Source organism: Catellatospora tritici (assembly GCF_019083965.1).
Taxonomy (GTDB): Bacteria; Actinomycetota; Actinomycetes; order Mycobacteriales; family Micromonosporaceae; genus Catellatospora; species Catellatospora tritici.
In genome coordinates, this window is sequence record NZ_JAHRCY010000009.1 from 339066 (window position 1) to 351581 (window position 12516).

13 protein-coding genes are annotated in these 12516 nt (G+C 71.9%); 4 read left to right on the forward strand and 9 right to left on the reverse strand.

Annotated elements, in window-relative coordinates; all coding sequences use genetic code 11:
* Positions 1–53: 53 nt before the first annotated feature.
* Positions 54–626 carry a dihydrofolate reductase family protein gene (locus KUA19_RS22395; protein ID WP_217398551.1) on the forward strand — a complete coding sequence of 191 codons (573 nt, stop codon included), beginning with the start codon at positions 54–56 and terminating at the stop codon, positions 624–626.
* 3 nt (positions 627–629) lie between these two features.
* Here the strand turns inward: KUA19_RS22395 and KUA19_RS22400 are convergent, their stop codons facing one another.
* The 3 genes from KUA19_RS22400 to KUA19_RS22410 form a co-directional block, all read right to left on the reverse strand.
* Positions 630–1442, reverse strand: coding sequence for an alpha/beta fold hydrolase (locus tag KUA19_RS22400; protein ID WP_217398552.1), 813 nt, complete (start codon positions 1440–1442; stop codon positions 630–632).
* A 125-nt stretch (positions 1443–1567) separates the two neighbouring features.
* Complete coding sequence (locus tag KUA19_RS22405) at positions 1568–2431, reverse strand: alpha/beta fold hydrolase (protein ID WP_217398554.1); 864 nt, start codon at positions 2429–2431, stop codon at positions 1568–1570.
* Between the two features lie 2 nt (positions 2432–2433).
* Positions 2434–3090 (reverse strand): TetR/AcrR family transcriptional regulator, encoded by a 657-nt coding sequence (locus KUA19_RS22410; RefSeq protein ID WP_254549873.1) that lies wholly within the window; start codon positions 3088–3090, stop codon positions 2434–2436.
* Between the two features lie 110 nt (positions 3091–3200).
* On the opposite strand from KUA19_RS22410, the gene KUA19_RS22415 reads away from it, so the two are divergent.
* Positions 3201–4166, forward strand: coding sequence for an extracellular catalytic domain type 1 short-chain-length polyhydroxyalkanoate depolymerase (locus tag KUA19_RS22415; RefSeq protein WP_254549874.1), 966 nt, complete (start codon positions 3201–3203; stop codon positions 4164–4166).
* Positions 4167–4220: 54 nt separating this feature from the next.
* On the opposite strand, the gene KUA19_RS22420 is transcribed toward KUA19_RS22415, so the two are convergent.
* From KUA19_RS22420 to KUA19_RS22435, 4 genes are all read right to left on the reverse strand, one after another.
* A complete protein-coding gene (locus KUA19_RS22420) occupies positions 4221–5132 on the reverse strand; it encodes an SDR family oxidoreductase (protein ID WP_217398560.1) in 912 nt (303 codons plus the stop codon).
* A gap of 78 nt (positions 5133–5210) precedes the next feature.
* Positions 5211–5687 carry a VOC family protein gene (locus KUA19_RS22425; RefSeq protein ID WP_217398562.1) on the reverse strand — a complete coding sequence of 159 codons (477 nt, stop codon included), beginning with the start codon at positions 5685–5687 and terminating at the stop codon, positions 5211–5213.
* 71 nt (positions 5688–5758) lie between these two features.
* A complete protein-coding gene (locus tag KUA19_RS22430) occupies positions 5759–8044 on the reverse strand; it encodes a HelD family protein (protein ID WP_308167573.1) in 2286 nt (761 codons plus the stop codon).
* 162 nt (positions 8045–8206) lie between these two features.
* Positions 8207–8659: a GNAT family N-acetyltransferase gene (locus KUA19_RS22435; RefSeq protein ID WP_217398564.1), complete on the reverse strand. Its 453-nt coding sequence runs from the start codon at positions 8657–8659 to the stop codon at positions 8207–8209.
* 118 nt (positions 8660–8777) lie between these two features.
* Here KUA19_RS22435 and KUA19_RS22440 point away from each other — a divergent pair, with 118 nt between their 5' ends.
* Positions 8778–9644 (forward strand): hypothetical protein, encoded by an 867-nt coding sequence (locus tag KUA19_RS22440; protein ID WP_217398566.1) that lies wholly within the window; start codon positions 8778–8780, stop codon positions 9642–9644.
* A gap of 13 nt (positions 9645–9657) precedes the next feature.
* Here KUA19_RS22440 and KUA19_RS22445 read toward each other — a convergent pair whose 3' ends face one another.
* Together KUA19_RS22445 and KUA19_RS22450 are read right to left on the reverse strand one after the other, a co-directional pair.
* On the reverse strand, positions 9658–10089 hold the full coding sequence (locus KUA19_RS22445) for a DoxX family protein (protein ID WP_254549875.1): 432 nt from the start codon (positions 10087–10089) through the stop codon (positions 9658–9660).
* Between the two features lie 56 nt (positions 10090–10145).
* Positions 10146–11006: a hypothetical protein gene (locus KUA19_RS22450; RefSeq protein ID WP_217398569.1), complete on the reverse strand. Its 861-nt coding sequence runs from the start codon at positions 11004–11006 to the stop codon at positions 10146–10148.
* 169 nt (positions 11007–11175) lie between these two features.
* Here KUA19_RS22450 and KUA19_RS22455 point away from each other — a divergent pair, with 169 nt between their 5' ends.
* Positions 11176–12393 carry an esterase-like activity of phytase family protein gene (locus KUA19_RS22455; RefSeq protein ID WP_217398571.1) on the forward strand — a complete coding sequence of 406 codons (1218 nt, stop codon included), beginning with the start codon at positions 11176–11178 and terminating at the stop codon, positions 12391–12393.
* Positions 12394–12516: the final 123 nt, after the last annotated feature.

Genomic DNA, 12516 nt, shown 5'->3' on the forward strand with positions numbered 1-12516 from the left:
GTCCAAAACCGATTGCATTATGCAATCAGTTTGCCTTGGACACGGGAGGACCGATGGGTACGGACGCGGCCGCGACAACGGCTGGCAAAGTCGTCTGGCACACCACGATGTCGCTGGACGGCTTCATCGCCGGACCCGGCGACTCGATGGACTGGGCACTGCGCGCCGACCTCGGCCCCACCGAAGCGGGCACGGCGATGATCCGCGACACCGGCGCCATCCTGGCCGGACGCAGGTGGTACGACATGTCCCTGACCCGCCCCGACTGGGCCCCCTACGGCGGAAGTTGGCAGGGGCCGGTCTTCGTGCTCACGCACCGGCCGCCCGCGCCGCCGCCGGGATCACAGGTCGCGTTCGTCAGTGGCGAGATCCGCGACGCCGTCGCCACCGCGCGGACGGCCGCCGCGGGTCGGGACGTGGTCGTCTTCGGGCCGACGGTAGCCCAGGCGTGCCTGGACGCCGACGTGCTCGACGAGATCCTCGTCCACGTGGTGCCGGTGCTGCTCGGCGACGGGGTCCGGCTCTTCGCCCGCCCCGGCGCGGACCGCCCGGTGCAGCTGCAGCGCACCGCACTGGCCGAGTCGGGCCAGCTAACCGACCTGCGCTTCGAGGTGACGCGACGGTAGCGGTCAGGAGGCGTTCGCCGCGTTCTGGATCATCTTCGCGACGGCGTCGGGATGCGACACCATGACCACGTGCGACGCGCCGTCGACCACCTCGGTCTGCTTGGCACCCGCCCGCTTGGCCATGAAGTCCTGTGCCGCCGCCGGGATGTTCTTGTCCGCCGAGCCGTACACGAAGTAGGACGGGATCGTCTTCCAGGCCGCCGCTCCGGCCTTCTCGGCCAGCGCCGCCTCCGCGATCGGCCGCTGCCCCACCGCCATCTGCGCCGACTGCTCAGCCGGGACATCAGCGGCGAACTGATCATGGAACTTGTCCGGCTGGATGTAGAGGTCGTTGCCGCCCGGGACCGCCACCGGCGGAGCGAGCGCCTGGCCGAGCGTGCCGCCGGGGAACTTCGCGGACAGGTCACCGGCGCTCTCGCCGGTGTCGGGTGCGAAGGCCGCGACGTACACCAGGGCCTTGACGTCGGGGTTGCCCTCGGCGGCGGCGCTGATCACCGACCCGCCGTAGGAGTGCCCGACCAGCACGATCGGGCCGTCGATCGAGTCGAGCACCGCCTTGACCTGGTCGGCGTCACTCTTGACCCCGCGCAGCGGGTTGGCCACCGCGATGACCGGATACCCCTGCGCGAGCAGTTGGGAGATGACGCCGTTCCAACTGGACGAGTCGGCGAACGCCCCGTGCACCAGCACCACGGTCGGTTTGTCCGCCGCGCGCTCCTGCTCGGCGGCCGCCGGGGCGGTCCAGACGCCGAGGACGACCGCGGCGACGAGCGCCGCCGCCAGGGCCAAGGAGCGCGGTGGCCGCACGGAGATCATGGTCGACTCCCTTCACGGGGGTGTCCGGACCGGTTCTCCTGCATGCTCGCAGGCGCCGCCGAAGTGGCGGTCCTGTTTGCGCCAAGACGGCTGCCAAACCGCCCGCCCGGGGCGATACCTCCCGGTCAGGCGGGTGTGGTCAGCCGGTCCGCGATGAGCGCGGCGGGGCGGTCGGCCATCAGGATGGTGTAGTGGTTGGTGTCAGCGACCAGCTCCGCGGTCAGCTGCGGCGCCATCGCGGCCCAGTGGTCGACCACCGGCTGCGGCAGCAGGCCCGGCTCCTGGCCGAACATGCCGCGCGGGGCGTGCAGCAGCGTCGCCGCCAGGGTCAGCGCGAGCAGGTCGGCGCCGAAGGAGGCGGCGTGGACCAGCAGGTCGCGGCCGTCGGCGTAGACGGCCTCGGCGCTGGTCCGCGAGCGGATCGCGCCGGGCTCACCGACGGCGTCGTAGCGCACGTACGCGTCCAGGTCGTCGTTCCAGGCCCCGGACAGGGCCGGATGGGCCCGGAAGAAGTCGACGTACGCGTCGACCGAGGGGTAGGTCTCGCGCAGGCGGGCGACGGCCGGGCCGATAGTCAGTTCCAACAGCTTGTCCGCGTCGAACTCGGCCGGGGTCGGCAGCGGCAGTCCCCCGTCGACGAGCACGAGCCGGTCGAACAGGTGCGGGGTGCGTACGGCGGCCCGCAGCGCGGCGTACGCCCCCATGGACTGGCCGACCAGCGCCACCGGCGCGCCCAGGTGCTCGGCGACGGCGGCCAGGTCGGCGGCATGGGCGTCCATCCCGTACGGGCCGGGCAGGTCCGCGCTGGCACCTCGCCCGCGCAGGTCGACCGCGATCAGGCTCCAGTCGTCGGGCAGGTGCCGGGCGACGGCCCGAAACGACATGGCCGAGGCGGTGATGCCGTGGGCGGCGACGGCGAGGCGGCCGCCCCCGCCGAAGCGCAGCGCGTGCAGCGAGCCGCCGGGCACCGGGATCTGAAGGGAGCGCATGGTCAGCCTTTCTGGACGGGGTCGGCGCCGACGATCCTGAGCGCGAAGTCCGCGTAGGCGTCGGCGACCTGGTCACGGGTGTACGGCTGGTCGGGTCCGAACCAGTTGGCCACCTGCATGCCCATCGACCCGATCGCGGTCGCCGCGAGGAGCGGGTCGGCGACGCGGAAGTCGCCACGGTCGACGCCCAACCGCAGCACCCGCAGCGCCAACTGGCGGGACTGCTCACGCAGGGCCAGGGCGGGGGCGGCCCGTTCGGACGACAGCGCGTGCAGTTCGGCGTTGGCGACCAGGGCCAGCAGCGGGAAGTCGGCGTGCGCGCCGACCTGGGCGCGGACCAGGGCGATCAGCTGTTCGGCGGGGCCGGGCGGCGCCTCGACGATCGCCTGTTGCAGTCGGCGGTGCAACTCCTCGTGCCCGAGCAGCACCAGTTCGGCCAACACGTGCTCCTTGGACGGGTAGTGCGCGTACAGGGTGGCGGAGTTGATCCCGACGGCGGTGGCCAGGTCGCGGATGGAGGCGCCGTGGAAGCCGTACTCGGCGAACAGCTGCAGTCCCGCGAGCAGGATGCGGCCCCTGGTCCCGGCGGGGGTCACGCCCGGGGGCAGCTCGACGGCGACCGCGCTGAGCCGTCGCGGCTCCCATCTCGGACCGGTCAACGTCTCCTCCAGCGATCGATTGGTTGACACCGTAGTACACGGAGCGGATAGTGCCAAGCGACAACCAATCAATCGATTGGTTGTCGTATTTGGCCTCCGAGAGGAGAGACATGTCTGCACCGTCCCCAGACCGCTCCGCTCCATCCTCGCCGCGCAGACTCGTGATCGCCGCGCTGGCCGCGGTCCTCGCGATCCTCGCCGCGCCCGCACCCGCGCACGCCGCCGGCGGCGCCTTCTACGGCGTGTACGCCAGCGTCTACGGCACCCGCGACTACCACGGGTACGTGCCGTCGTCGTACCGGCCCGGCACGCCCATGCCGCTGCTGGTCGCCCTGCACGGCTGCACCGAGAACGACGTCGGCTACGACGTGCTGTCGGGCTGGAGCCGGGTGGCCGAGCAGCGCGGCTTCATCGTCGTCTTCCCCGACCAGAGCAACCTCGTCAACCCGGCCACCTGCTGGAACTGGTACCTGGAGACCAACCAGCACCGGGGCTGGGGCGAACCCGCCATCATCGCCGGGATCACCAACCGGATCCGCTCGCAGTACACCGTGGACTCACGCCGGATCTTCACCACGGGCGTCTCGGCGGGCGGCGTGATGACCAACATCATGGCCGTCACCTACCCCGACATCTTCGCCGCGACCTCGGTCATGGCCGGATGCGAGTACGACTGCGACGTGCTGCAACTGCAGTCGGCGCAGGAGTCGGGGCGCAAGGCGCTGCAGGAGATGGGCAGTCGGGCGCGCACGGTGCCCGCGATCATCTTCCAGGGCACCGCCGACATCGTGGTGCCGCCGTCGACGGCGTACCGCATCGCCGGGCAGTGGGCGGTGGTCGACGGCATCGACAGCACCGCCGACTCGATCCAACCGGGCCAGGTCCCGGGTGGGCGCAGCTACACCCACCTGACCTACCGCGACACGGCGGGCCGGTCGCTGATCGAGCAGTACATGATCGACGGTGCCGGGCACGCGTACCCGGGCGGCTGCTCCTGCAGCCTGTACGGCGACCCGTCCGGCCCCGACGCCAGCAACCTGACCTGGGACTTCTTCCTCGCCCACGCCAAGCCCTGACCCGTGCGCGGCCGGTCCGCGAGCACGACGCTCGCGGACCGGCCGGACTCGACGTCAGCGGCCAAGGAACGCGGCGGCGTTCTTGCGGGCGAACTCGACGAACGGCGTCGGCTCGACCCCGAAGGCCCGGTGGGTGTCGAGCACGACCCGCGACTGCTTGACCCGGGCGCGCTCGGCGAAGATCTGGCCGAGCAGGCCCGCCACCGGCGGCGGCACGCCCATACCGATGAGGGCCTGGGACTTCTCCGCCAGGGTGACCGGGACGTACCGGAACGGCACGCCGGTGCCCTCGGTGATCGCCTCGGCGACCTCGGCCATGGTCAGCGCCTCCGGGCCGGTCATGTCGTAGCTCTTGCCCTCGTGCCCCTCGGAGGTCAGCAGGGCCACGCACACCTTGGCGATGTCGTCGACGTCGACGGGGGCCAGGCGGCTGTCGCCGATCGGCATGACCAGCTCGTGCTTGACCGGGTCCACGCCGGTCAGCGTCCAGGGCAGGTAGTACTGCATGAACTGGCTCGGGCGCAGGAGGGTGTAGGCGATCCCGGCCCCCTCCAGGTACTCCTCGATCTCGACGTGCTCCTGGGTGCCGAGGAACGCCGCCGGATCGAATCCGATCCCCGACTCCTTGCCGGAGTACTTGACGATGTGCCGCACCCCGGCGGTCTTCGCCGTCTCAACGAACGTCCGCTGCGTCTCGATCATCCGCTCGAACGGGGTCGAGATCACCAGCGCCCGGTCGACCCCCCGCAGCGCCTCCTGCAGCGTCTCGGGCTGCAGCATGTTGCCCTGGACCAACTCCACGCCGGGCAGGTCGCCCAGTTGCTTGGCCTTGTCCGGATCGCGGTAGAGGCCGCGCACCGGGATGCCCTGCCGGGAGAACTCACGCACGACTGCTGAACCACTCAGACCGGTGGCTCCGGTGACGAGTATCAACGCCTGACTACCCTTCGCGAGATCGACATACATAGACCAATCTATCGATCCGGGCAGGCCGGGCAACGCTTCGCGGGCAACACCGCAAGCAGGAAGAACCCAATCGGGCGATCAGGCGGCGACGGCCAGGCGGCGACGCAGCTCGTCCTCCGGCACGTCCTCCAGATGGGTCAGGAACACCCAGAGGTGCCCCGACGGGTCCTTCAGGATGGCCGTGCGGTCGCCGTGGAACATGTCCGTCGGCGGCTGGACGATCACCGCCCCCTCTGCCGCCGCCCGTTCGGCCAGGCTGTCCACATCGGGCACGAACACGTGCAGCGTGACCGACGTCCCGCCGCCCAGCGCGGTCGGTGCCACGAACGCGGCGGCCTCCGCCTCGGCCGTGCTCACGTCGCCCAGCATCAGCACCGACCGCCCGATGGTGATCTCGGCGTGCAGGACCCCACCGCCGGGCGCGTCGACCCGGAACTGCTCGCGCGCCCCGAACGCCCGCCCGTAGAAGTCGATCGCCGCCACGGCGTCGTCGACCATGATGTGCGGGATCACGGCGTAGCGGTAGCGGTCGGGGATGTCGCCCTGCTCGGTCATCGGTCCTCCTCGGGTCTCGGCACCGAAACGGGTGCCGAGACCCGACCCTAGAAGCTCAAGTTCGCTTCAGGTCAAGCCGTCAGTACCGCGGGCAGCGGTTGCCGGTGGAGCACCACCAGACCGGCCACCGCCCGGGTGAGCACGACGTAGAGGCGGCTGGCGCCGCGCGGTTCGGCGGCGAGGATCTCGGCCGGTTCCACCGCGATCACGTGGTCGTACTCCAGGCCCTTGACCAGGCTCGCGGGCACGACCGGCACCCCGTCGACCGTTGCGCCCAGCGCCTGCGCCCGCTCGTCGGCGGCGATCACCGCGACCGTGGCCCCGGCGGGCGCCTCCCGCACCGCCTCGCGTACCGCCGCGACCAGGTCGTCGACCGGGCGCACCGACAACAGCCCGCCCTCGCGGTACGACCGCGTCGGCGCGATCTCCGGCGGGAGCAGCCGCGCGGCGTATTCGGCGACGACCTGCGGCACCCGGTAGCCGGTGCGCAGTTCCAGGGTCCGGCCGTCGCGCTTGCCCAGTCGGGTCAGCAGCTCCGGCCAGGTCCGGGCGGCCAGCGGGTGGGTCGCCTGGCCGAGGTCGCCGACGATCGTCATCGACGCGTACGCCGCCCGCCGCGCGATCATCCGCGACTCCATCGGCGACAGGTCCTGTGCCTCGTCGAGCACCACGTGCGCGTAGTCGACCGGGACCGGGGCGTCGTCGACGGGCTCGCCCGGCGGCAGCGGCTCGGCCAGCAGCGGCACATACCCGTCCTCGCCGTACGGGTCGAACCCGTCCACCCAGCCCACCACCTTGTGTCCCTCACGCAGGATCACCGCCTCGGCCCAGCGCTGCGCCGCCACGGTCGCGTCGTTGTCGATCCCCTGCCCGGCCAGCGCGATCGGCGTCGGATGACCGGGTGCGTAGAGGCACCACCCGTCGTTCAGGCTGCAGCTGATCACGAACGTCTCGACCAGCCGAGGGCCGGAGGTGAGTTCGCGCAGCCGCGCGCCGGAGTCGGCCGGGGCGGCCTTCGGCGCCGGTGCCTGCCCGAGCAGCTCATCCAGCTCGTCGAGCAGCGGCACGTCGTCCACCGACCAGTCCGCCCGGTCCCGGTACGACGCCGCCAGGGTCTCGGCCTGCCCGGCGTCCAGGACCCCGGCCGACCGGCCCGGGTCGGCCAGCCACGCCAGCACCGTCCGCGCCTCGAGGCGGGGCCACCACGCGTGCAGGAACCGCAGGAACTCGCCGCGGCCGACGACCTCATCGAGGAACAGCGCCCGGTCCAGGTGCTCGCCGTCGACCCGCTCCCACAGCGCCGCCAGCAGCACCGCCGCCGCGACGCGGCGCGCCCCGTTGGGCGGGGTGGCGTCGGCCCGCGCGCGGGTCCGGACCCGTTCGCGCACCCTGGTCAGCGCGTCGGCGTCGAGGGTGAGCACCTGGCCCGCGTACACCAGCCGCAGCCGGTCCGGTGCGTCCGGCGGCACCTGCCATATCAGGTCGGCCAGTACCCGCAGCATCAGCTCGGCGCCCTTGATCTCGGCGACGTGCGCCGGGTCGCGGCGGGTGGCGCACACCCCGTCGACGAGTTCGCCGATGGCGCGCAGGTGCACGCTGTCCTCGCCGAGCGCGGGCAGCACCCGACTGATGTAGTTGGTGAACACCGTCGACGGGCCGACGACCAGGACCCGGCCGTCGGCGAACCGGCCCCGGTCGGTGTACAGCAGATACGCGGCCCGGTGCAGCGCGACCTGCGTCTTGCCGGTGCCCGGCCCGCCGGTGACGAGGGTGACGCCGCGTGCGGGCGCCCGGATCGCCTCGTCCTGCTCGCGCTGGATCGTGGTGACGATGTCGCGCATCTGCGGACCGCGCGAGCGGCGCAGCGCCGCCAGCAGCGCGCCCTCGCCGAGCACCCGCAGGTCACCGGCCGCGTCCGGGGTCAGCACGTCGTCGTCGAGGTCGACCACTTCCGGCCCCCGGCAGATGATCACCCGACGGCGTACGACGCCGAGCGGCTCGCCGGAGGTGGCCCGGTAGAACGCCGACGCGGCGGGCGCCCGCCAGTCCACCAGCAGCGGTTCGAGGTCGTCGTCGCGCAGACCCAGCCGCCCGATGCGGAAGGCCTCGCCGTCGTCGAAGTCGAGCCGGCCGAAGACCAGTCCCTCCTCCTCGGCGTCCAGGGTCCGCAGTTGCTTGTCGGCGCGCAGCACCAGCGCGTCGCGCTCGACCAGGCCGGTGGTCGGGCCCGCGGTGGCGCGCTCGTGACCCTCCCGGGCCAGGGCCCGTGCCTGGGTACGCATCACCTCGACCCGCTCGTAGACCCGATCGACGACGTTCTGTTCGATGGCGATTTCCTGCGTTCTGACGTCAGGCACAGTGCTCCCGGGAAGATGACGGTGGGTGGCTTGACGAGGCTATGTGCAGTTCAGAGCACAGAAATCATCATTTGGTCGGATCAAAACATGCTTGCGCACGGGTTACACTGGTTACGGCAGGGAGGACCGGAGTCCTCCCTTTCTCGTTGTCCGGCCGCCGAATCAGCGCGCGACCAAGGCCGGTTCACGCACCATGAGCACGTCGACCGGGCCCTCGGAGTCGACGGCGAACCCGTGGCGCTCGTACAGCCGCTGGGCCGCACTGCCCCGCAGCACGACCAGCCGCACTCCGACGCCGTCCCGGTCGCAGCGCTCCAGCAGCCCGCGCAGCACCGCCGACCCGATGCCGCTGCCCTGCAGGTGCGTGGCCAGGTAGAAGCTCTCCAGCCAGACGTGGCCCTCGGCCGGGCGCAGCGACACGCTGCCCACCAGGGCGCCGTCCACCTCGATGATCCAGGTGTACGACGGTTCGAACCGGTCCCGCAGGATCTGCCGTACCCGGTGGTCGTCGTAGCGTCCCAGCCGCTCCAGATCCGGCCGCAGCACCACCGCGCGCAGCTCCACCATCGGCTCGAGATCTGCCGCCGAGGCGGGCCGCAGCCGCCAGTTCACCATGATCGGCAGGCTAGCGCGAGCGGCACTCGCGTCAGGCTCGGGGCCGCGCGGGCCCGGAACGCGCACGGCGTAGGATCGCCCTCACCCCGAACGCCCTTCGACCTCATTGGACACGAGCGTGGCCGACGACACCATCGCCGAAGACGACATCCTCACCGACGTCAAGGAACCGGCGGAGAGCACCGGCACCAAGACCGAGGTCTTCACGGGGCTGCTGTGGCTCGGCGTCAGCGTCTTCACCGCGTACGCGACGCTGCACGGCACCCCGGGCGCGCCCGGACCGCTCGGCGCCGCGATCGAGGCCATGCCCGACCTGATCAGCTCGTCGCTGATCACGGCGGCGGCGATCGCCGCGGCAGCGAGCTCCCGTCGGGGGAGCGCACTGGGGCGGCTGCTCGTCGGGCTCGCGGTCGGCGCCGGATTCGGCTTGGTCACGGCCGCGGGCGTGCGGTTCGCGTACGGCGCCGAGGCCTCGGTGACGACCCTGTGCCTCACCGTCGCCGCCGCGTGCGTGCTCGGCGGCGCCTTCGCGGCGCTGCCCGGACCGGTGGTCGACTCCAGCCTGTGGGCGATGACCTGGGTGCTGTTCGCCGGGCTGATCCTGACCGTGCTCAAGGATCCGCTGCTGACCGTCCTCGGCGGCGGCCCGACCGCGACCGACGCGGCCCAGGCCACCGCCGAGACCCGATTCCTCCTCTTGCAACCGGTCGTCGCCGGGCTGCTCGCCGCGATGCACTCCGTGCGCTGGCTGCGCATGGACGACCCCGGCCTGTTCTGGTACCCGCTGACCGGTGCCCTGCCCGGCGTGTACCTGCTGGCCACCGAGGGCCTCGGACACGTCACCGCGAAGGCCCTGTCGGCCACCCCCGGCGGTGCCGCCGGTGCCGCCCTGTTCACCGACGCGACGAGGATCCGGTACGCCGTGATCGTGCTCGCCGTCGGCGGAGTCCTCGCCCTGCTGATCGGCGCCCGCCGACCGAAGTGAGCACCGGACCCGCTCAGGCCTCGTTGACCCGGACCTGGGCGGGCTCGCCCCGACGCAGCAGTGCGGGCAGCGTGATCGTGCCCAGCACGCGGCCACTCGGGCGGGTGGCCCACGATACGAGCGTCACCACGCACAGCAGCACGGTGGTGATGACGCTCAACGCCGGTGATCCGTGGGCCAGGTGCGACACCGCCGCTCCCGAGAAATCGAAGAACGCCCCGGCGTAGGCCCACTCCTTCAGCCGGGGCAGGCGCGGCACCAGCAGCGCGAAGCCGCCGAGGATCTTCCAGGTGCCGAGGATGGTGAGGAACATCGGCGGGTAGCCGAGTTCGTACACGCTCTCGGCGGCGGCAGGGGCACGTGTCACGTCGACGACGCCGCCGGACAGCATCACGAACGCCAGCACGGCCGTCGCGGCCCAGTAGGCGATGGTCTTCAGGTTCATGGTCATCTCCCGTCTCACCGCTCACCGAGTCAGGAGACGATCTCGTTACGCCCTGGTCACGGACCAGTCGGCGGCTCGGCCCACGCGCGGCGCAGCGCGGCCAGGGCTACGGCGTGCCGCGCCTCGAACCCGGCCAGGACAGGCTGCGCGGCCGCCATCACGTGGTGGTGCAGCTCGGCCCGGCAGGTCGCGTCGGCGGCGGCCGCCCGATGTTCGAAGTCCTCGGCGGCGGCCCAGCGGGGATCGGCGGCCAGTTCCGCCCACCCGGCCGACGCGTCGGGGAAGGTCGCCTCGATCAACTGGTACAGCTGGGTGTAGTCGCTCGCGTCGAACCCGGCGTGCCGCATGCACCCGCCGTATGCGGCCAGTTTCGCGGCAGCCGCCGGTTCCCGCTCCAGCGCGACGAGCATCCGCTCCAGTTCGCTCGCCAACTGCTCCCGGCCGGACGGGGCGAAGGACTCGGGGGTCTGCACGGCGGAGCCGCACCGTCCGATCGCGGCGTAGGCCGCCTCGGTCTTCGGGGAGGTGTCGGCGCGCCGGGTGCGGTCGGCCGCCTCGGCCACACTTCGCCGGTAGGCGGCGATCCGGAAGTCGGCGCCGAGCGGCGCGACCGAGGTCAGGTCGCCGACCACGACGATGGGAGCGGCCAGGTGCTGCGGCGGTATGGTCGGATACCCGAATCCGGCCCTACGCATGCACTCTGCGATGCCCTGCTGGAGCAGCGCGTCCACCCGGTCGGTCGCGGTGACCGACTGCTCCGGCGTGCCGTACAGAGCCTCGATGATCCGACCGTAGGCAGCGTCGGCCTCGGCGCTGCGGGTCCGCAGATCATCGTCCGACGGCTCCGCACAGGCCGCAGCTCCCCCAGCCACCAAGGCCAGCGCCAGGACGGCGGTCGCCACAGCACGTCCACCCATCGGCTCCCCGCACCCTCCGGTCGACTTCGAGAGCGAGGTTAGTCCAATCACGATGCGGTGAATGCCCCGTGATGCGGGGACGGTTGCCACTGCCAGTTGTGGCCACGTTCGCGGCGGGTTCAACCGGGCTGTCTACCGTCCGGTTCGCTGACCTGTTCGAGGAGGTTCCATGACCCGCCTGCCCCGCCTGGCCCTGACCGGCCTGACCGTACTGACCCTGGCGGTCGCCCTGCCCACCAGCGGTTCGGCCGCCCCGGCCGACAGCGGCCGCACCGCCGACTTCGGCCCGGCCGTGCTGACCGGCTTCGCCAAGCTGCCCGCGGCGACGTTCGTCCCGGCCAGCGACCCGTCCGGCTCGCTGCTGGGCGCGACACCGGTCAACGGCATCACCCCGCCCTTCGCCGACCAGCCTGTCCAGGGTTTCAGCGGCATCGCCCGCAACCGCGACGACAGCTACGACGTGCTGTCCGACAACGGATACGGCAACATCGCCAACAGCGCCGACTTCGTGCTGCGCATCCACCGGATCATCCCCGACTTCGGCACCCGCGCCGTCGACGTGGTCGGCGGGCTCAACCTGACCGACCCGCGCGGCCTGGTGCCGTGGCCGCTGACCCGGGCCGACCGGGTGCTGACCGGGGCGGACTTCGACGTCGAGTCGATCGTCAAGGACGCCGACGGCGGCTACTGGATCGGCGACGAGTTCGGGCCCTACCTGCTGCACTTCGACCGGGCCGGGCGGCTGCTGGCGGCCCCGATCCCGCTGGAGGGCGTGCACGCGCCGGAGAGCGCCGCGCGGGACGGGGTGGCCGCGAACCTGAACAGCAGCAAGGGCTTCGAGGGTATGGCCGCCTCGCCGGACGGGAAGTTCCTGTACCCGCTGCTGGAGGGCACGGTCGCCGGGGACGCCCCGGGCACGCTGCGGATCAACCAGTTCGACCGGGCCGCGGGCGCGTACACGGGCCGTCGGTGGGTGTACCCGCTGGCCTCGACGGCCAACGCGATCGGTGACTTCATCGCCGTCGACCGGCAGCGGTTCCTGGTCATCGAGCGCGACAACGCGCAGGGTGACGCGGCCGCATTCAAGAAGATCTTCCTGGTGGACCTGGCCGACCGCGACCAGGACGGCCTGGTCGACAAGTCGCTGGTGGCGGACCTGCTGGCCATCGCCGACCCGCAGCGCCTGGGCGGCAGCGCCGACACGTTCCGCTTCCCGTTCCAGACCATCGAGGACGTGCTGATCCTCGACAACCGGACCCTGGCCGTGCTGAACGACAACAACTTCCCGTTCTCCTCCGGCCGTACCCCCGGCCAGCCTGACGACGACGAGTTCATCACCATCCGCCTCGACCGCTCCCTGCACGCCGACCACCGCGTGCTCGACTGAGCAGCGCCCCTCGCCTTCGAAGATCGCCGTTGCCGGTCGCCGGTGGGATCCGACGCCACCGAACGACCCGCGACGGCGATCTTCGCCGCTTTTCCGACGGCGTTGGCCAGGCCTGTCGAGAAT